This is a genomic window from Lactobacillus sp. ESL0684 (assembly GCF_029392675.1).
Classification (GTDB): Bacteria; Bacillota; Bacilli; order Lactobacillales; family Lactobacillaceae; genus Lactobacillus.
The window spans coordinates 1,483,917-1,502,871 of the sequence record NZ_CP113941.1 but is presented as its reverse complement, the minus strand read 5'-3'; the positions used below and the strand labels follow the sequence as shown (position 1 = coordinate 1,502,871).

At 36.6% G+C, this 18,955-nt stretch carries 16 protein-coding genes and 1 tRNA gene; 15 read left to right on the top strand and 2 right to left on the bottom strand.

Annotated features, from left to right (window positions below):
- Positions 1 to 12 precede the first annotated feature (12 nt).
- The 4 genes from OZX56_RS07425 to OZX56_RS07410 all read left to right on the top strand — a co-directional run bounded on the left by OZX56_RS07425 (position 13) and on the right by OZX56_RS07410 (position 3,339).
- The gene (locus OZX56_RS07425) at positions 13 to 762 is read left to right on the top strand and encodes a PTS sugar transporter subunit IIC (RefSeq protein WP_277125859.1); all 750 of its coding nucleotides are present in this window, start codon (positions 13 to 15) and stop codon (positions 760 to 762) included.
- Entirely contained in the window at positions 762 to 1,595 is an 834-nt protein-coding gene (locus OZX56_RS07420) for a PTS system mannose/fructose/sorbose family transporter subunit IID (protein WP_277139434.1), read from the top strand. Before OZX56_RS07425 ends, OZX56_RS07420 begins: the two co-directional genes overlap by 1 nt.
- Positions 1,596 to 1,787: 192 nt before the next feature.
- Positions 1,788 to 2,240: a hypothetical protein gene (locus OZX56_RS07415; protein WP_277139433.1), complete on the top strand. Its 453-nt coding sequence runs from the start codon at positions 1,788 to 1,790 to the stop codon at positions 2,238 to 2,240.
- Position 2,241: 1 nt separating this feature from the next.
- Positions 2,242 to 3,339 carry an SIS domain-containing protein gene (locus OZX56_RS07410; RefSeq protein WP_277125862.1) on the top strand — a complete coding sequence of 366 codons (1,098 nt, stop codon included), beginning with the start codon at positions 2,242 to 2,244 and terminating at the stop codon, positions 3,337 to 3,339.
- A gap of 189 nt (positions 3,340 to 3,528) precedes the next feature.
- Here the strand turns inward: OZX56_RS07410 and OZX56_RS07405 are convergent, their stop codons facing one another.
- On the bottom strand, positions 3,529 to 4,113 hold the full coding sequence (locus OZX56_RS07405; RefSeq protein WP_277139432.1) for an NAD(P)H-dependent oxidoreductase: 585 nt from the start codon (positions 4,111 to 4,113) through the stop codon (positions 3,529 to 3,531).
- 634 nt (positions 4,114 to 4,747) lie between these two features.
- Here OZX56_RS07405 and OZX56_RS07400 point away from each other — a divergent pair.
- Both OZX56_RS07400 and OZX56_RS07395 read left to right on the top strand, forming a co-directional pair.
- Entirely contained in the window at positions 4,748 to 5,404 is a 657-nt protein-coding gene (locus OZX56_RS07400; protein WP_277139431.1) for an SLAP domain-containing protein, read from the top strand.
- 178 nt (positions 5,405 to 5,582) lie between these two features.
- Positions 5,583 to 6,638, top strand: coding sequence for an SEC10/PgrA surface exclusion domain-containing protein (locus OZX56_RS07395; RefSeq protein WP_277139430.1), 1,056 nt, complete (start codon positions 5,583 to 5,585; stop codon positions 6,636 to 6,638).
- A gap of 49 nt (positions 6,639 to 6,687) precedes the next feature.
- On the opposite strand, the gene OZX56_RS07390 is transcribed toward OZX56_RS07395, so the two are convergent.
- A complete protein-coding gene (locus tag OZX56_RS07390; protein ID WP_277139429.1) occupies positions 6,688 to 7,497 on the bottom strand; it encodes a Cof-type HAD-IIB family hydrolase in 810 nt (269 codons plus the stop codon).
- Between the two features lie 66 nt (positions 7,498 to 7,563).
- Between OZX56_RS07390 and OZX56_RS07385 the strand changes: the two genes are divergently transcribed.
- From OZX56_RS07385 to OZX56_RS07345, 9 genes are all read left to right on the top strand, one after another.
- Positions 7,564 to 8,079: a GNAT family N-acetyltransferase gene (locus OZX56_RS07385; protein ID WP_277125868.1), complete on the top strand. Its 516-nt coding sequence runs from the start codon at positions 7,564 to 7,566 to the stop codon at positions 8,077 to 8,079.
- 87 nt (positions 8,080 to 8,166) lie between these two features.
- Positions 8,167 to 8,238: transfer RNA gene (locus OZX56_RS07380), tRNA-Gln, on the top strand.
- Between the two features lie 1,517 nt (positions 8,239 to 9,755).
- The gene (locus tag OZX56_RS07375; RefSeq protein WP_277139428.1) at positions 9,756 to 11,525 is read left to right on the top strand and encodes an SLAP domain-containing protein; all 1,770 of its coding nucleotides are present in this window, start codon (positions 9,756 to 9,758) and stop codon (positions 11,523 to 11,525) included.
- A 341-nt stretch (positions 11,526 to 11,866) separates the two neighbouring features.
- Positions 11,867 to 13,519 (top strand): peptide ABC transporter substrate-binding protein, encoded by a 1,653-nt coding sequence (locus tag OZX56_RS07370; protein WP_277139427.1) that lies wholly within the window; start codon positions 11,867 to 11,869, stop codon positions 13,517 to 13,519.
- A gap of 84 nt (positions 13,520 to 13,603) precedes the next feature.
- Positions 13,604 to 14,536 carry an oligopeptide ABC transporter permease gene (gene opp3b / locus OZX56_RS07365; protein WP_277139426.1) on the top strand — a complete coding sequence of 311 codons (933 nt, stop codon included), beginning with the start codon at positions 13,604 to 13,606 and terminating at the stop codon, positions 14,534 to 14,536.
- Positions 14,537 to 15,556 carry an ABC transporter permease gene (locus OZX56_RS07360; RefSeq protein WP_277139425.1) on the top strand — a complete coding sequence of 340 codons (1,020 nt, stop codon included), beginning with the start codon at positions 14,537 to 14,539 and terminating at the stop codon, positions 15,554 to 15,556.
- A 15-nt stretch (positions 15,557 to 15,571) separates the two neighbouring features.
- Positions 15,572 to 16,633 carry an ABC transporter ATP-binding protein gene (locus OZX56_RS07355; protein ID WP_277139424.1) on the top strand — a complete coding sequence of 354 codons (1,062 nt, stop codon included), beginning with the start codon at positions 15,572 to 15,574 and terminating at the stop codon, positions 16,631 to 16,633.
- On the top strand, positions 16,630 to 17,571 hold the full coding sequence (locus OZX56_RS07350) for an ATP-binding cassette domain-containing protein (RefSeq protein ID WP_277139423.1): 942 nt from the start codon (positions 16,630 to 16,632) through the stop codon (positions 17,569 to 17,571). Before OZX56_RS07355 ends, OZX56_RS07350 begins: the two co-directional genes overlap by 4 nt.
- 169 nt (positions 17,572 to 17,740) lie before the next feature.
- On the top strand, positions 17,741 to 18,925 hold the full coding sequence (locus OZX56_RS07345; protein ID WP_277139422.1) for an aminotransferase class I/II-fold pyridoxal phosphate-dependent enzyme: 1,185 nt from the start codon (positions 17,741 to 17,743) through the stop codon (positions 18,923 to 18,925).
- Positions 18,926 to 18,955 lie beyond the last annotated feature (30 nt).

The following is an 18,955-nucleotide window of genomic DNA, read 5'->3' as shown; positions in this document are numbered from 1 at the left end:
GGAGTAATGTAAATGTTACAAGGAATCTTAGTTGCGCTAATCGGTGGATTAGCCTATATGGAAAGTCGAATTGGTGGGCAGCACATGCTAGATCGTCCAATAATTATTGGTCCATTGGTTGGATTAGTAATGGGCGACTTCAATACTGGACTGGTTCTAGGAGGACAATTGGAACTCGTTTGGATGGGCTTAGTTGGTATTGGCACGACCACACCACCTGATGTGGTCGTTGGTTCTGCATTGGCTACGGCTTTAGCGATAAAAACTGGAGCTAATTGGCAAACAACGTTAACATTGGCAGTTCCAATTGCTTTAATTGCGCAGATTATTCAAATTGCTATTGGCAGTTTTAATACTGTATTTACTCATTATGCTGATAGGCAAATAGAAAAGAAAAATTGGAAAGGAATTGCAATAGGAGAATGGGGCGGAGTAGCCATGTTCTTTTTGGCCAAGTTCGTCCCAATATTAGTTGGCTTTTTAGTTGGTACGCCAGTAATTAAACTGATAGTGAAATCTATTCCAAAGGTAATTCAGGACGGTTTGGCCCAATCAGGGAACTTGTTACCTGCTTTAGGGATTGCCATGCTAATGCAGTTAACTTATGACAAAAAATATGCACCATTTTTATTTTTAGGTTTTGCATTAGTTGCATTCTTGAAAGTTCCAATGATTGGCATCGCCATGTTTGGCTTTATAATCGCATATGTTTACTATCAATTTAAGCCGCAAGCAAATAATGACGAAGGAGAGTTACTATAATGGATAATGCAGTATCGGAGCAAAAATCAAAGAAAAAGCTGACTAAAAAAGATTTGCGCAGTGTTATGTGGCGCCACTATCAATTGTTAGGCTCATTTAATTATGAAAGGCAAATGGCTTTAGGCTATGCTTGGTCAATGACTCCTGTTTTAAAACGCTTGTACGGTGATGATGAGGAACAATTACAAAAGGGTTACCAGCGTCATTTAGAGTTCTTTAACTGTTCAGCTTCTGTTTCACCGATGATTCTTGGAATTAGTTGTGCAATGGAAGAGCAAAATGCTAATTCTGAAGATTTTGATGCAAGTTCTATTAATTCGGTTAAATCTGCATTAATGGGTCCCTTAGCTGGTATCGGTGACTCCATGTTTTGGGGAACACTGCGAGTTATTGGTGTTGGTATTGGGGCCCCACTAGCTGTTAAAGGCAGTATTCTAGGACCAATTTTATATTTCTTGATTAACGTGATTCCTAGTGAATTGCTGCGTTGGTTTGGCTTTAAATTGTCATATGAAGGTGGAAATAAATTTTTGGCTAAAGCCAGTGAAGACGGGACTCTAGAAAAGTTGACTGAAGCAGCTAAGATATTGGGCTTGGTGGTTATTGGTGCAATGATAGCGTCGATGGTGATTATCAAGGTGCCGATGGTACTGAAATTTGGTGGTACCAAGATCAAAGTTCAAGAGACACTGGATTCATTATTGCCTGATTTATTACCTCTATTGTTAACATTTGGTTGTTATGGCTTGTTGCAGAAAAAGGTGAACGGAACAGTTATTTTGATTGGTTTGATTATTTTAGGCATATTAGCTGTAGCTGTTGGTTTGTTATAGTTTATGCAACCAGTAATTATTGTAATTTTATTGTTCGGTGCAGTATTTTTAAGTTGGCTAGCGCAATCACAATTAAATAAAAAATTAACGACTAAACTGTTAAAGTACGAAAAAAGTGGAGATCAAAAATCATATTTTAATTTGCTTAAGTCGCCTATTACAACTATTTGTTTGTCAAAAAGAACCAGACTATTGCTAACTTTAGATTACTATTTGGCTTATGAGGATCGAAAAGGGATTAACAAAGTAGTATTGCAACTAGTTGATCAACCGGTAAATCTTGTTAAAGACAAAGATACTTTGATTTATTTAATGCGTTCATACCTATATTTTCTTGAAAATAAGGATCTGGCGATGGTAGAGCAATTAGAAGTTTTTATTTTAGATAATTGTGAATTGTCTGAAGTAAAGTCGGAAATTAATATACTGCATCAGGTATATTTAGCACCTAGTGAACAATTAATTACTCAATTAGAAGAACAGCTTAAGTCGACTGATCAGCCTGAACAAAAATTAATAATCTATCAACGTTTAAACTTGGTAGCTGAGCAATTGGGTAATGAACAACAAGCCGAAAAATATCTTACTAGAATGCAAGAACTAGCTAAAAATAACATAAAATTAGAAAAAATGGAGGATTTTTAAAATGACAAAACTTACAATGATGGGCCATGTTGAGGATACTGCAAGGGTGTTACAAAGAGCCTTTGATGAACGAAATGATTATGGTAAGGAATTTATTGATTTCTGGCTAAAGAATGATTTCAAGAAAGTGATCTTTACAGGTTCTGGAACATCTTATAATGCGATGCGGGTAGTTCGAAATATGTTTGTTAAACTGCTAAAAGTTGAAGGTGTGGCAATTGAGCCTAATGTCTTCACTTATTCTGAAAGTATTAATCCAAGCAGTGTATTTAGGGATGACCAAATTTTAGTTGTTGGATTATCACAACATGGGGATAGTTATTCAACGTGTGATGCATTGAAACATGCACAAGAATTAGGCTATGCTACTGTTGGAATTTCTGAACAACTGGGATCTGCTATTACTAAGATTGCTGATCACTATATCCATTTAGTTTGTGAAGAAGAACAAGTAGGCCCTGAAACTCGCGGTTATACAGAAACTTTATTGCAATTTTATTTGTTAGCAGTTGAAATTGCACATAAAGAAGATTTAATTGGTCAAAATAAATATCAAAAGTTGCTTGATGATGCACAAAAATTAGTTGAGGATTTCCCAACTGTAGTCAAGGAAAGTACAGCCTGGTTTGAAAAACATCAAGATGAACTAGTTAAAATGGATAAGTCTTCAATTGCAGGATTTGGGTATAATTATCCAACCGCTCAAGAAGCAAGGTTGAAGTTCTTTGAAACTTTTGGACGTCAAAGTTCAGCCTATGAACAAGAAGAACAACTGCATGGGCCATTACGTGCCTACGACAAGAATAACTATATCTTCTTGATTGGTGGTAACGCTGGTGCTGAGTTTGATAGAATGGTTGATGTTGCTGCATATTATCGTAGAGCATATGGTGAACATGTTTTTGTGATTTCTGCAGAAGATTTTCCTGTTACTGACAGAGATTTGAAGTTTAGTGTTAAGACTAGTGATATTTTATCGCCAATATTTTATGTGGTTCCGTTCCAAGTTTTATCGGCAAAATTATGTGAAAAAGTTGGAATTGATACAAGTGTTAGTCCTGTAACCGATAAATCGATTTCTGGGCATATGGAAGCTTAGCAATAAGAGGTTTATCTAATAAAAAGCTTTGTAATTATTTAGAATTGCAAAGCTTTTTTGTGTTATTATGTTTGGCGATCATCTGACTTTTACTGTTTCTGTTGCAAAAATATGATTCTACCGATGCTAGTTGGAAAATTAGTTGCTAGTTTTAGTGTTGTTAATTGAACAAAAGAAAGTCTAGAATTTTTATTTAAACCGATAGCCTTCAATCTTATCTAAATACTGTTTACGTCTGGCGTAACTTGAATTAGTGATTTTGCCAAAGTGTAGCCAGTGACGCCCGCGCATCCCTAATTGGCGCAAAGTCTGATTGATGAATACTTTTTTAATGGCGTTTCCAGCAAAAAAACGTAAATAAAATTTTGGAGAGGTTGACGTTGTCAATACGTAAGTATGTTTGACGTTATTCAGCTTACCATGAATTCCAGTAGAGCTGACAGTATGTGAAAGTCCTTCTCCTTCTTTCATTACTTTATCGATAAAGCCTTTAAGCATAGCAGGAATACTATTCCACCAAAGTGGCGTAATGAAAATTACGGTTGAAGCAGTTTGGATTAAAGCCAAATATTTTTTGACCAGTGGGTCATGAGTACCACCTTCGTGGAACAAGCGTAATTCTTCTTGGTCATAAATCGGATTAAATCCTTCATTATATAAGTCAATTATTTGGTAGTTTCGTTTTTGGTTAGTTAAGGCAACCGTAACCTTAGTCAAGATTGCATGATTAAAACTTTTTTCATAAGGGTGACAATAGACGATTAGTGTATCCAATTTGGGGTACCTCTGTTATTAGTATTAATGAATTATCATTTTATCCTTTTTACCATAGTTATCTGCTTGGTGCAAATAAACTCTATAATAAAAAAACTGCCTTATCACTAAGACAGCTCAACTAGAAATTATTCTGCACATTTCTTGGCATCATTCATTGCTTGCATGATTGATGGATTTTTTGAATGACAATCTTTAATCATTTGAAGATCTGCTTCTTCCAAGGTAACGGTATATTTAGTCATAATTTGTTCCTTTCTTTAAAAAAATCTATGTTAACTATAGCACTTTTAACTTAAGCAAGAATAGTATTTTTGCATTTATGTTGCAAATAATCTTTTTAATACAACGGTTAAGCAGCTACGTAATGGCTTTCTTGCTAGTAGCAAGTACTAACTGAAGGGTAATGCTTAAGCCATTTTCGCACTGACAAATGGCAGTTTGAAATATATTACAAATGTTACAGAAAACAGTTCTTAGGTAACCTTTTTTTAAAGGTTGAGTGATAGTTCTGTTATGCTTCTGACACGTTAGCACTGTACTATATAAACAATCAAATTAATTAGTATCGTTTTACAATAATTAATTTGAGAAAGGAATAGATATAGAATTTTTTTATTAAGGAGATAATTTTTTGAAGGTAAAATCCATCTTAGTTAAGTCGGCAGCAGTAGCGGCCTTGTCAATTTCAAGTGTAGCGTTAATGAACAGTACCAAAGCTGATACGGTTCAAGCTGCCACAGTTGAGAATGATGCTACAGTTGTAACCGTGAATTATGTTGATGGCAATTCAATAAATGTTTGGAATAGTTATGATAATCCTGTAGCTACTGGACAAGTTTTACCAAGTAATTCTTCTTGGAAAGTCATTAAAACCGCTTATGATGCTAATGGCGAAAAGTGGTATGACTTGGGTAAGAATCAATGGGTTAGAGCTAAGTTTGTTAATCCAGGTAATACACCTGCAGATTCGGCTCAATCAGAGCAAACAAGTGCTGCAACTAGTGAAAATACAGTAGATACGACCTCGAATTCTACTACTCAAAGCTATGTAGCAACTACTACTGATTCGGATTCCAGCGCTAAGGCTTGGATTGCTAATCGGGAATCAGGTGGCTCATACAGTGCACAAAATGGCCAATACATTGGCAAATATCAACTTTCTGCTTCATACCTTAATGGTGACTATTCAGCTGCTAACCAAGAGCGCGTAGCTGATAATTATGTTTCAAGTCGCTATGGTTCATGGGCAGCTGCTAAAGCCTTTTGGCAAGCAAATGGTTGGTACTAAAACAAAACATTAAAATCAAATAAATATGTAATACCCCAAATAACAAGCGCTAGTTAAAAATAGTGCTTGTTTTTTAATTTAGTGAATGTTTGTAAATCACTTAATTGCAATTGGAGTCGGTGGGCTTTAAAATAACGAGTAAGCTTGTTGAATTAAGGCGCTATTCTTGAGGAAAATGATGAAGAAAAAGAAATTGGTAATTGCTGTAATTAGTGGATTCATGATGCTGGTGGGATTTGGTATTAAGGAAGCTAGTGAGCTGCCAGCTGTCCAAGCAGCAACGGTTAAGGGCTATGTCAAAGTTAAGCATCATCAAAAGGTCAGGCTGTATCATTTGTCAGGCAAACACTCTAATTATTACGCCTTAGCAAAATATCGTTATCCATATAGCAAGAAAGGTAAAATCGGTCGTAAAAAACTGGTTGCCTATAAAATTGGAAACAACTCGCATTGGATTTTGGCTAAAGATGTTAAGCTAAGCAAGCCGGCAGCTAAGTATCAGCAAGCTAAACTAAAATTGCCCAAGGGTTATACTAAAAAGGCATTGTTACAAGCATATCAAGGAAAGCCAAGTAAGGCTTTCGTGACTGCTTCAATGCAGGGAATGCAAGATAATAACTTTAGTAGGGGTAAAAAAAGCGAGAATAAGCGGGATGAGCAGGAACAAGTTGACTTAACTAATGTGTCGCAAACTCAACTAACTGAGCTAACTTCATTTAGTTTACGGTTAATTAATAATGCGCGAAAAGATTTAGCTTTAAAGCCATGGGTGAATAGTTCGGGCACGCAAAAACTCGCGCAAGATATCGCTAAAGAATATAGCGATCATCGACAAACGATTGCTAATGGACATTATGTTGCTGGGATTGTAAGTGCTAGTCAGGCTAATGGGTTAAATCTTAACGATAATTATGTTGAAGATATGGCTGGCTTTTATCATCAGTCGCCAATAATGACAATGGCGCAATTGAAGCAAAATATCTATTTTGGATTGAAACAAATGATTTTTGGTTATGTTGGTAGCGGCGAAGCTGATCGGAATAATCGCAGCCTTTATCAAGAATGGCAACATGCGGGTGATCTCTTTAATACCCAGGGTAGTCTACATGATGATGACTATAATTATTTTGGCTTCAGTATCTCGCAGACTGAAAATATTTGTTCTTTACATTACATAAGTGTTCCAACGTATATAGTTAAAAGTGAAAAGTACAATCAAGGGTTTAAGCCGTAAATTTAAATAACACAAAAAGGACAATCTTAGCTAGACTGCCCTTTTTTAATTAAAATACAAATTTGTCAAAAGCCTGACTAATACCATCATCATCATTGGTAGCAGTAATATAGTCTGCCGATTCTTTAGCTGCTTGGCTGCCATTTCCCATACAGACGCTAGTTCCAGCAAAATCAAACATTGGAATATCGTTTCGTTCGTCGCCGATTGCCATTACTTCATCAGCTTTAATTCCTAGGGATTGGCTTAATTCGCTCAATCCATTGCCCTTGTTGACCTTAGGATTGAGGAGTTCGATAAAGTGGGGATCTGAACGGATAACATATAATTCGGAACTAAATGCCTGTTTGATTGCCTCTTCCCATTGGTCAAGTAGTTCAGGTGTTCCAACAAAACATCCTTTAGCTGCTTGAAAGTCTGCAGGTAACTCATCGGGCGTACGGACGTACAACGGAGCAGTATTTTCATAAGCCTGCAGATAAACGACATAGTCAATGTTATGATCAGCAGTGATAATGTTAGAATTTTCATCAACCACATTAAATGGAAGTTGATTTGCTAAGCTAAATGCGGTCATTTTGCGATATAATTGGTTAGAAAGTAGATCCTTGGTAATGATTTGTTTATTAGTAGTCATTGAGATTGCACCGTTTAGAGTAACAACATACTGGTCACTGCCAGTAATTCCTAGTTCAGTCAGATAGGGAGCTAGCCCTGCAATTGGTCGACCAGAACACAAGACTACTTTAATGTTTTGCTTAAGCGCACGCTCAACTGCAGCTTTAGTACTCGGCAAAATCTTACTATTTGACGTTAGCAAGGTGCCATCGGTGTCGAGTGCAATTAATTTAATTCCCATAGAGATTCTCCTTGTGATTTTTTGAATAGTCTTATTATAACAGAATAGGAGTTAGGAAACTTAAAAGTGTTAGTTTATATACGCAAAGCAGTTAAGGAAGATTTACCTGCTATTATAAAAATTATCGATAATGCAAAGCAGTTACTAAAAGAGGATGGCAGTCCGCAATGGCAAGATGGGCGGCCTAACCAGGCAATGTTTGAGCAGGACATTGCCTTAAAGCGGGCATATGTCTTAGTCGTCAAACAAAAGATTGCGGGAGTAGCTGTTTTGCAAACGACACCCGATTCTAGCTATGCCAAAATTACTGGAAAATGGCATAATAATCAATCTCCGTATGCCACAATCCATCGAATTGCAATTGATTCTGAGTTTCGCGGTCAGCATTTAGGTCAAACGTTCATTTCTAATCTGCTTTCATGTGCAATTGCGCTGGGGTTTAGTAATTTTCGGATAGATACGCATGCTTTAAATAAGCGTATGCAAGCATTAATTGAGTCGATGGGTTATCAATACTGTGGTATTGTTCAAGTTGATCAAACTGAAGATGGTGCTAGATATGCTTATGAGCTAAATCTTTAACAGTAAAAAGATTTAATTTATGCTTGACTTGGAAAACCTAATTCTCTATACTATTAATGTTGAGTGACAAGTAAAAGCTCAAATGTTTGGGTTATAGCCAAGCGGTAAGGCACTAGTTTTTGGTACTAGTATGCGCTGGTTCGAATCCAGCTAACCCAATTAAAGTAATTAGTCTTAATGTCAATTAGCGTCAGGCGTTGGTGTTAAGGCTTTTTTGTTAAATAGAATTAGATGAAATTAGCTGTAATTTTATAAATCGGTGCAAATTTCGGTGCAAAATTTTATAAATCGGTGCAAAGTTTTTGCTTATAAGTGTCATTTTAAAAGTGTTTAATTCCGCCGGCGGATATTTACGGTGCATTTTTTTGCATTTCATGGTTAGCAAAATCTTAATATCCGAAATTGTCTTAAAAAGATTTTCTCTTTTTAGGGGGTCGCATTTGTCGTATTTTCCATTTTTAGGGACTCGGATTTCTCGTAATTATAAAAGAAAAACTACTCTAAAGGTAGTAAGTTTTTTTGACTTGGGGTCGCGATTTACGACTTCCATTAAGTTGGCCCTACCGAATAATTTAGTCGTATTTTGCGACGGTATTAAAAAATCCTCTGCGTAAACAGAGGATCGTTTTAATGACTGCCTAAAGTAACCAGCTTTAGGGCTTTTTGAGGTTCAGCCTCATTGATATCATTCACTATCATTCTACAATATTTTAAGTCATTGTCAATAAAAAAATTCTGGTAAAATGACTAATGGAATTATCTGAGACTTAACCACTCTCAATTATGGTAATTCTAGGAGGTGAATGCCTCTATGGTATCATTCATTTTGGGTCTAGTATCAGGTATACTAGCTAACTTAATTTCTTCATGGCTGTATGACCATTTCAAGAAATAGCCCGATGTTTAAAAGGGAGCGTGTGGACAATACCACTGCTCTCTTTTTATTATAACAGGTTTAATTATCTGAGGTACCAAAATTGTATTTCAGGGATGTTAACCATTACCCTGAATTAGTGGAGCGATTTTATCTAAGGTCGTGTTTGTGACAGTATTAAAAAATCCTCTGCGTAAACAGAGGATCATTTTAATGACTGCCTAAAGTAACCAACTTTAGGGCTTTGGAGATTTACCCCAATGTCAACATTTATATTTATATTGTATGAGCAACTATCTGGATTGTCAATGTATAAAATTCTGGTAAAATGACAAATGGAATTATCTAAGACTTAACCAATCTTAATTATGGTAATTCTAAGGAGATGAACTCCTGTGTTAACATTTATAATTGGTCTAGTATCTGGCATACTAGCCAATGTTATTGCTGACATGATTGTCGATTATATTAGACGTCATCGTAAGCAATAATTTTTAAAAGGGGAGCGTGTGGATAATACTACTGCTCCCCTTTTATTATAGCATTTTTGTTATAAAAGCTAGTTTATTTGAATCATAAAACAAATGCAAATTTAATTATGACTAGAAAGAATTCCTTGAAAATTATTTTATTTGGTAGTGTGTTAGTATTCATCATGCTTACATGAGAATCAATCAGGTAGAATTTGTTATTCAACTTGTACTTAGCAAAAAACTTGATATAATTCATCGGGTCTTACTATTTTTAATATTCCTGGAGGTAAATAAAAATTAATTTTACTAAATACAGTAAGACCAACAAGATGTCGAAGATTACACGTCAAGCATTATTTGGCGTTGCAATGGTTAGCAGTGTGGCAAGTGGCGCTTTAATCAGTAGTGAGGTCAAAGCGACTCCTGTTTTAGCAAATAAAAATTCTGCTGTTCAAGATAAAGTAGTGCAGGATGGGCAGGCCACGTTGAGTTATGATGCCCAAAACCAGACACTAACAATTAGTGCTACTGCCAAGGGTAACGAGCTTTCTGGCAATTCATTAAGCAAGCTTTTAGGGATTGAAATTGCTAAATCGATTCAAGAAATTGTGATTAAGGACAAAATTTCTTTAGTTGATCCTGAACAGACTTCAGTAAAAGGACGAGGTTTGCTAGACGATTTAATTGATCAAATTAATCAAAACAGTCCTCACAGTGCAGCCAAGATTAGTCAAGGTAAATTTGGTGGGTTGACCAGTCTCAGAACAATTAGTGGTACCGATCAGCTAGATACTAGTCAAATGACAGATATGAGTTATCTTTTTGCTGGTGCAACGAAACTGGAAAAGCTCGACTTAGCTAGTTTTAATACCAGTAATGTTACTGATATGAAATATATGTTCTATAATGATGCTAGTTTGAAATCACTTAATGTGGGAAGCTTTGATACTAGCAAGGTTACTAACTTTACCGCGATGTTTAGCGATAATAGTGGGTTGACTGACCTAGATATTAGTAATTTTGTAACTGATCAAGCACTAGGTAAGATGGATAGGATGCTTTGGGAAACGGGCAATAAAGGGCGATTTGTTCTAACTTTAGGTCGGACTAAATTTGATACCAATGCTGGCATTGCGACGATGGCGACGGGGATTAAAGCCGTAGGTACTGGGACTCCAACCTTGCCAAGTGGCAGTTCGTATACAACTGATGAATTACAAGCTTTATATGGTGGTGATTTAGCTCAAGTTCCTGTTAAGGAGAGTTATATCATTACTCGTTTATTAGATAATGAGCGCTATCAAGCTTCAGGCAAAAGAATTACTGTTACAACTGGACAATCAAAGATAAATGAAGCTGTAGACGAGATTGTTGGCTTTGTTGATATAACGGATAATTCGCTCAAGACCACAGCGGAATTAAAAGGATTAGTCGACTATACTCATAATGGTAATAATACAATTGTTGAAGTGAGTTGGCTTCCTAATAAAGCAATGACTAAAGATTACCAGTTAGTTGATGGTGGCGCTGTATTAGATATGGCGGGTAATCTAGATCCTGATATGAGAGAAACTAGCATTGATCAATTAGGCAATGCTGTTATTAAAATTAGCTATGGTGATGGCACTAAGAAGAATTTGCCAATTAAGATTGCTAAAGCTGATCCAGTTCAAGTTCCTGTTCCAGAACCACCAACTCCAGCTGAACCAGAAACTCCTACTCCTGACAAGCCGCTTCCTGTTGCTACTGAGAAAAAACTGAAGCATAATGCCTACGTTTATAACCAACACGGAAAACGGATTGGTAAGAAGGTAATTAGGAAGAATCAATCTGTTATGGTTTTAGGTACTAAGACTATTAATGGAAAAAAATACTACACTTTAGGCAATGACCAGTATCTTCGAGTAAGTAATTTTGCTGGTATTGAAGCCAGGCTAACCCATAATGCTTATATTTATGACCAAAACGGTAAAAGGCTAGGTAAAAAAGTACTACGGAAAAAATCCCTAGTCAAAACTTATGGCACCAAGACCATTAAGAATAAAAAATATGGGATATTAAGCCATGGTGGTTATGTTAAATTAAGTAACTTTAAGTAAGTTATTTTGTTAATTAAATTAAGAAAAACCTCAAATTTAGGACAACTAAGTTTGTGGTTTTTTGTTTAAATTAAAAAATCAACTGTTATTTTTAATTGAAAATATTTTAGCTATTTAAAGTAGTATTGATAACGTTATTTTTAAGCCGAAAGCAAATAATTATTGATATTATAGTATTTTCACCACCTTATAATTTACAATGATATCCAAAAATAAACAATATTTTCAGAAAGTCCCTCTATAATTGCGTTACATTTTCATATAAAACATATTTACTTTTAATGTACAACAATGTAAACTATAACAAAAGTATTAGAATATAGATTGAGGGAGAGTTATAAATGAAAGTTAAAAAATTGCTTGCTCTGGGAGCAACAGCTTTACTGAGTACTTTTGTGTTAGCTGGTTGCGGCAATAAGAGCAGCGACTCGTCAAAATCAAAGGCACCGTCAAGTACGGTTAAGATTATGACCAAAGATGTCATTGCAACAATGGATTCATCTTTGAATACTGATGTAATTGGTTCACAGGCTGCGACTAATACCATGGAAGGATTATATCGTTATGAAGGCAAGACGATTAAGCCAGGAATTGCTACTAAGGTAGTTAAGCCAACTAATAATGGTTTGACTTATACTTTTCCATTGCGTGATACCAAATGGAGCAATGGGGATCCAGTAACAGCTGACGATTTTGTTTTTGCATGGCGGCGCACGGTTGACCCTAAGACTAAGTCACAATACGCTTATATTTATGAAGGGATTGCCAATGCTAAAGACATTACTGCTGGTAAGAAGTCAGCTAAGACTTTAGGAGTTAAGGCAGTAGACAAGCATACTTTGCAAGTTACTTTAGAAAAGCCAATTCCATACTTCAATAAGTTAATGACCTGTGCCTTCTACTTCCCACAGAATCAAAAAGTAGTAGAAAAATGGGGTAAGAAATACGGTACTAATTCTAAGACCTTGGTCTTTAACGGACCTTACAAGTTAGTTAACTGGGATGGCACAGATAATACTTGGAATGAAGTTAAGAACAAGGACTACTGGAATGCTAAGAACGTTAAAGTTAAGAAATTACAATATCAAGTTGTTAAAGATCCAACGACTGCTCTGAACTTATATCAATCTAACAAGTTAGATGATGTCATCATTACTGGTGATAATGCTAAGCAGATGCGTGGTTCAAAGGGTTACAATTCACGAAAAATGAATTCAACTTTCTATATCGCGCCAAATTTGAAGAGACAACCACTCTTTAAGAATAAGAAGATTCGTCAGGCAATTTCGTTATCAATCAATCGTCCGCAAATGACTAAGAAGGTCTTAGGAGACGGTAGTCAACCTGCTGATTCGTTTATGCCAAGAAACATGGCGACTAATCCAACAGATAAGTCAAAAGACTTTGTTGATGAAACTAAGGCTAGTGCAGCTGAATACGCTAAATATGATCCTAAAGAAGCCAAAAAGCTATGGAAGCAAGGCTTAGCTGAAACTGGTAATACTGGCAAAAAATTTAATTTTGCTATGTTAGGTGATGATACAGATGCTGCTAAGAAGCTCGATGAGTTTCTGCAAAATCAATTAGAAGAACTACCAGGACTGAAGGTTACTCTTAATAATGTTCCATTTAAGACTCGTTTAAGTCGTTCAGACAGTGGTGACTTCGATATGGTAGTTACTGCTTGGAATGCTGATTTCCCTGACCCAATTAACTTCTTAACATTAATGACGTCAAAGGCTAGTTACAACTTTGGTAAATGGAAGAATTCTAAGTTTGATGATTTAGTTGACAAGAGCATGACGCAAGATGCTAATGATCCAAGTAAACGTTGGCAAGATATGAAGGAAGCTCAAGATGTTCTGAATAAGGAACAGGGTGTCGTACCACTTTATCAAGTAGGTGAAGCACATATGACCAAGTCAAAGGTTAAGAACATGACCTTATCACCAAATGGTAGTTATAACATGGTTTCAGTGCGAGTTAACAAATAAATAAAAAATGTTAAAACGAAAGCGGAGTTATCAGTTAATTCTGGACTTCGTTTTTGTTTTATTTGATAAGGAGTCGGCTAACAAATGTGGAAATATGTTTTAAAACGCCTCGGCTACATGATTTTAACTTTGTTTATTGTGGCAAGTGTCACTTTCTTTATGATGAAATTAATGCCAGGGACACCATTTTCTAATCAAGAAAAATTATCGGCAGCCCAATTAAAAATCATGAATGACCAGTACGGTTTAAATAAACCGATTTGGGAACAATATTTAATCTATTTGGGTAATATGTTGCATGGAGATTTTGGGACTTCTTTCCAATTTAATAACCAACCGGTACTGCAATTAATTATTTCAAGATTAAAACCATCGTTATTAATCGGTTCCCAGGCAATGATTCTGGGTTCAATCTTAGGAATTCTGTTAGGAGCAGTTGCGGCAATTAATAAAAATAATTGGATTGATACACTGGCAACCTTTGTCTCGATTGTGGGGATTTCTGTTCCCAGCTTTGTGTTAGGAGTTTTACTACAATTTTTCCTAGCCTTCAAATGGCATATGTTTCCGATTGCTCTTTGGAACGGTTGGGAATCCAGTATTTTGCCATCATTGGCCCTTGCAGTATCGCCGCTTGCTCAGACGGCACGGTTTATGCGTACAGAAATGGTTGATGTGTTGAATAGCGATTATATTGAGTTGTCTAAGGCTAAAGGAAATACGCGTTGGCAGACTGTGGTCAAGCACACGCTACGCAATTCGTTAATCCCCGTAATTACGATTTTGGGACCACTAACTGCCAGTATTTTAACTGGTTCTATGGTAGTCGAAAATATCTTTTCGATCCCAGGAATCGGGGAACAGTTTGTTAAGTCGATCATGACCAACGATTATCCGACGATCATGGGGCTAACAATTTTTTATGCACTGCTATTTATGATCATGCTGTTAATTACTGATATTTTATACGGCATTATTGATCCACGAATTAGATTGACTGACAAGGAGGATAATTAAATGGAAGATGTGAAGATTACAGCTAAAAGTTTTGAGAAAATTGCTGGTGATCAATCTGCTAATCAGGAAAAAATCAGCGCTCCATCTTTAACCTTCTTTCAAGATGCTGTTCGCCGCTTACGTAAAAATAAGGTGGCGGTAGTTTCCTTTTTCGTCTTAGTAATTATTGCAGTCGTGGCATTTTGTTCACCGATTTTGGCTCCCAATGATCCTAATACTCAGAATGCAGATTACGCTAATTTGCCGCCGCGGATTGCCAATACTAATATTCCCGGCTTTCGCGGTGAAATTAAAAATGCGGCAGGTATTGTAACCCATCCTTATGAAGCTAATAATGTTCCTAAAAATCGGACTTATCTACTAGGAACGGACTATTTAGGGCGTGACCTATTTTCACGGGTATTATACGGAACTAGATTATCGCTAATTATCGCTTTTGTTGCAACATTGGTTGACTTACTAATTGGACTGCCCTATGGAATCATTTCCGGGTGGAAAGGTGGAAAAGTTGACACCTTTATGCAGCGGATTATTGAAATCATTTCGTCGGTACCAAACTTAATTGTGGTAATTTTATTGCTCCTAGTCTTAAAGCCTGGTTTATCATCAATTATTATTGCGATTGCTTTTAGTAGCTGGGTAACAATGGCCCGGTTAATCCGAGCGCAAACGTTGCAACTCAAGGAACAAGAGTATGTTTTGGCTTCATTAACACTTGGAGAATCTTCGTTTAAGATTGCGCTAAAGCATTTGATACCGAATCTTTCATCGACCATTATTATTCAAACGATGTTCTCGATTCCTAACGCGATCTTCTTTGAGGCCTTCTTAAGCTTCATTGGGATCGGGATTCCTGCACCTAACGCGTCTTTAGGGACGTTATTATCTGATGGACAAAAGGCCTTTCGCTTTTTACCTTATCAGATGTGGTATCCGGCAATCGTATTATGTGTCTTGATGATTGCGTTTAACCTCTTTGCTGATGGTTTGCGTGATGCATTTGATCCAAAATCTGAATAGGGAGGCGTTAGTTTAATGTCAAATAATATCTTAGAAATTAATCATCTAAAAATTAATTTCAAAACTTTTGCTGGAACAGTCCAAGCGATTCGCGATATTAGTTTCACTCTTAAAAAAGGTGAAACCCTAGCAATTGTGGGTGAATCTGGTTCAGGTAAATCGGTAACTACTCGGAGTATTATGGGCTTGCTGGCTGCAAATGCGGTAATTGAACAGGGTGAAATTTTATTTAAGGGCAAGGATTTGTTAAAAGAGTCTGACAGAGAAATGGACGATCATCGCGGAAACGATATTTCGATGATTTTTCAAGATCCAATGACTTCGCTTGATCCAACTATGAATATTGGTCGTCAAGTAGCTGAACCGTTAATGATTCATAATAAGATTTCCAAGGAAAAAGCGTTAAAACGTGCACAAGAAGTTTTAGAATTAGTTGGGATTCCTGATGCCGAGAAGCGAATGAAAGATTTTCCCCACCAATTTTCTGGTGGGCAGCGGCAAAGAATTGTGATCGCAATTGCAATTGTCAATAATCCAGAAATTCTGATTGCTGATGAGCCGACCACGGCGTTAGACGTCACGGTACAGGCACAGATTATTGATTTAATGCGTGATTTACAAAAGAGATTGGAAACGTCGATCATTTTTATCACTCACGATCTGGGAGTAGTGGCTGGAATTGCTGATCGAGTAGCTGTAATGTATGCTGGAAAAATCGTAGAGGTTGGTACAGTTGATGAAATTTTTTATCAACCTAAACATCCATATACTTGGGGATTATTGAGTTCAATGCCAACGCTAGATATTAAAGGTAGTAAATTATCTTCTATTCCCGGAACGCCACCAGACTTATTGGATCCACCTAAAGGAGATGCATTTGCACCGCGTAACCCGTATGCAATGCAGATCGATCTGGAAGCGCAGCCACCATTTTTTAAAGTTAGTGATACCCATTTTGCAGCAACTTGGTTACTGCATCCAGATGCACCTAAAGTTGAACCACCTAAGGCGATTATTGAGCGTGCCAAAGAGTATGAACACTTAACTAAAACTGCTTCAGGAGGCTTACGCAAATGAATGAACGTAAAAAAATTTTACAAGTGCAGCATTTAAAACAATATTTTAATCATGGTAAACCTAATGAGGTACGTGCAGTTGATGATGTTAGCTTTGATATTTACGAAGGTGAGACTTTTGGCTTAGTAGGTGAATCTGGCTCGGGTAAGAGTACTACTGGTCGTAGTATTATTCGCTTATATAATCCGACTTCTGGCAAAATTATTTATGACGGTCAAGATATTAGCAGGATCAAAAACCGTGGTCAAGAAATGTTGCATTTTCGGCAAAATGTGCAAATGATTTTCCAAGACCCATATGCTTCACTTGATCCGCGTATGAAAGTTAAGGATATTATTGCAGAAGGACTTGATATTCACGGATTAGTTAAAGATGCCGATGAACGTGATCAGCGAGTTGCAGAATTATTAAAAATTGTTGGACTGAATCCGGATCATTCAACCCGTTATCCACATGAATTTTCCGGTGGGCAGCGGCAAAGAATTGGAATCGCCCGTGCATTGGCAGTCGATCCTAAATTTATTATTGCGGATGAACCAATTTCGGCACTGGATGTGTCAATTCAGGCCCAAGTAGTTAATTTACTTAAGGATATCCAGGATCAACATAAGTTAACTTACTTATTTATCGCGCATGACTTATCAATGGTTAAATATATTAGCGACCGAATTGCCGTCATGCATCATGGACAATTGATGGAATTAGGCGATGCGGATATTGTGTACAATCATCCATTGCATCCATATACTAAAAGTCTGTTATCGGCAGTTCCGTTGCCTGATCCAGAAGTTGAGCGTCAGCGTCAACGATTGTCATATGATGCTAGTATTGAAAATCGCTCAACAGATCAACGCTTAAGAGAGGTGGTCCCAGGGCATTTTGTCTTTTGTGATGAAAGTGAGCTACCTAAGTATCAAAAACAAGCGCAAGCTGAATAATTATTAAAAAAGTTTTAAGCAGTTAATTGCTTAAAGCTTTTTTTGTTAGAACAATTTTTATTGATGCTGTTAAAGAAACTATTAGTTAAAAATTAAAAAATACTGGTAGAAAAATTACGTTATTAATTGTATAATTTACTAAACTAATAAAGAAAGTTCGGTGAATAAAATGGTTGAATTAATTAATTACATGAAAAAAGGCTTAGCTGATGCTCCTTCAAATCCAATTTTGAAATTTTCAGATTATGCCAGTAAAATTCCTGATGTAGTAAAGTTTACTTTGGGTGAACCAGACTTTAATACGCCAGATCACATTAAGGAAGCTGCTAAAAAAGGAATTGATGATAATCATTCTCACTATGCTCCTTCTAACGGGACAATGGGTCTGCGGACTGCTGCTAGTGAGTTTTTGGCTAAAAAATACGGTCAAAAGTATGACCCAGCAACCGAAGTATTGGTTACCACTGGCGTGACTGAATCGATTTTTGATACGGTAGTTGCCACGCTTAATCCTGGAGATGTGATGGTTGTGCCGACACCATTATTTTCAATGTATATGGGAGACTTGGGGATTCTTAATTCCGGAGCTGAAATTGTGGAGATTGATACCTCTACTGATAACTTCAAGTTGACGCCAGAAAAATTACAACAGGTATTGGAACAATATGGTGATCGAGTTCGATTACTGGTAATGAACTATCCAACTAATCCAACTGGGGTAATGTATAGCCAAGCAGAGCTTGATGCCTTGGCAGATGTGATTCGTGATAAACCGATCTTTGCTTTATGCGACGAGATTTATAGCGAACTTAATTATGATCAACCACATGCTTCAATGGAAAAATCACTACATGATCAAGTCATTTTAATGAATGGTGTGTCAAAAGCTTGGGCAATGACAGGTTATCGGATTGGAATAACTTGTGCTCCTAAAGAAATTTTGGAACAAATTGCTAAAGTCCATCAGGCAGTGGTAACAACTGAACCTACACCAATGCAAGATGCTGCTGAAGAGGCTTTTAAAAATGGCATGGATGATGCCCAACCGATGAAAGCTGAATTCCAGAAGCGCCGTGATATTTTGTATAATGGTCTAACTAAATTAGGATTTGACTGTGTTAAGCCTAATGGTGCCTTTTACATTTTTGCCAAAATTCCGGCTGGCTTAGAACAAGATGATAATAAATTTATTTATGATTTAGTTGATAAGGCTCATGTTGCCGTTACTGCAGGTTCTTGCTTTGACAAAGGTGGGGCAGGCTATGTTAGGTTCTCTTATGCAGTAGCTTTAGATCAGATTGAAGAAGGTCTAAAACGGTTAGAAAAGTACGTCAAAGAAAATAAAACATACTAACCTAGTAGTGGGTCAATATTCGACGGAATA

Bases quoted from the DNA above. Each gene is read 5' to 3' on its own strand.
- OZX56_RS07425 (WP_277125859.1), top strand. From the start codon at position 13: ATGTTACAAGGAATCTTAGTTGCGCTAATCGGTGGATTAGCCTATATG.
- OZX56_RS07420 (WP_277139434.1), top strand. From the start codon at position 762: ATGGATAATGCAGTATCGGAGCAAAAATCAAAGAAAAAGCTGACTAAA.
- OZX56_RS07410 (WP_277125862.1), top strand. From the start codon at position 2,242: ATGACAAAACTTACAATGATGGGCCATGTTGAGGATACTGCAAGGGTG.
- OZX56_RS07395 (WP_277139430.1), top strand. From the start codon at position 5,583: ATGAAGAAAAAGAAATTGGTAATTGCTGTAATTAGTGGATTCATGATG.
- OZX56_RS07390 (WP_277139429.1), bottom strand. From the start codon at position 7,497: ATGGGAATTAAATTAATTGCACTCGACACCGATGGCACCTTGCTAACG.
- OZX56_RS07375 (WP_277139428.1), top strand. From the start codon at position 9,756: ATGTCGAAGATTACACGTCAAGCATTATTTGGCGTTGCAATGGTTAGC.
- OZX56_RS07370 (WP_277139427.1), top strand. From the start codon at position 11,867: ATGAAAGTTAAAAAATTGCTTGCTCTGGGAGCAACAGCTTTACTGAGT.
- opp3b (WP_277139426.1), top strand. From the start codon at position 13,604: ATGTGGAAATATGTTTTAAAACGCCTCGGCTACATGATTTTAACTTTG.
- OZX56_RS07360 (WP_277139425.1), top strand. From the start codon at position 14,537: ATGGAAGATGTGAAGATTACAGCTAAAAGTTTTGAGAAAATTGCTGGT.
- OZX56_RS07355 (WP_277139424.1), top strand. From the start codon at position 15,572: ATGTCAAATAATATCTTAGAAATTAATCATCTAAAAATTAATTTCAAA.
- OZX56_RS07350 (WP_277139423.1), top strand. From the start codon at position 16,630: ATGAATGAACGTAAAAAAATTTTACAAGTGCAGCATTTAAAACAATAT.
- OZX56_RS07345 (WP_277139422.1), top strand. From the start codon at position 17,741: ATGGTTGAATTAATTAATTACATGAAAAAAGGCTTAGCTGATGCTCCT.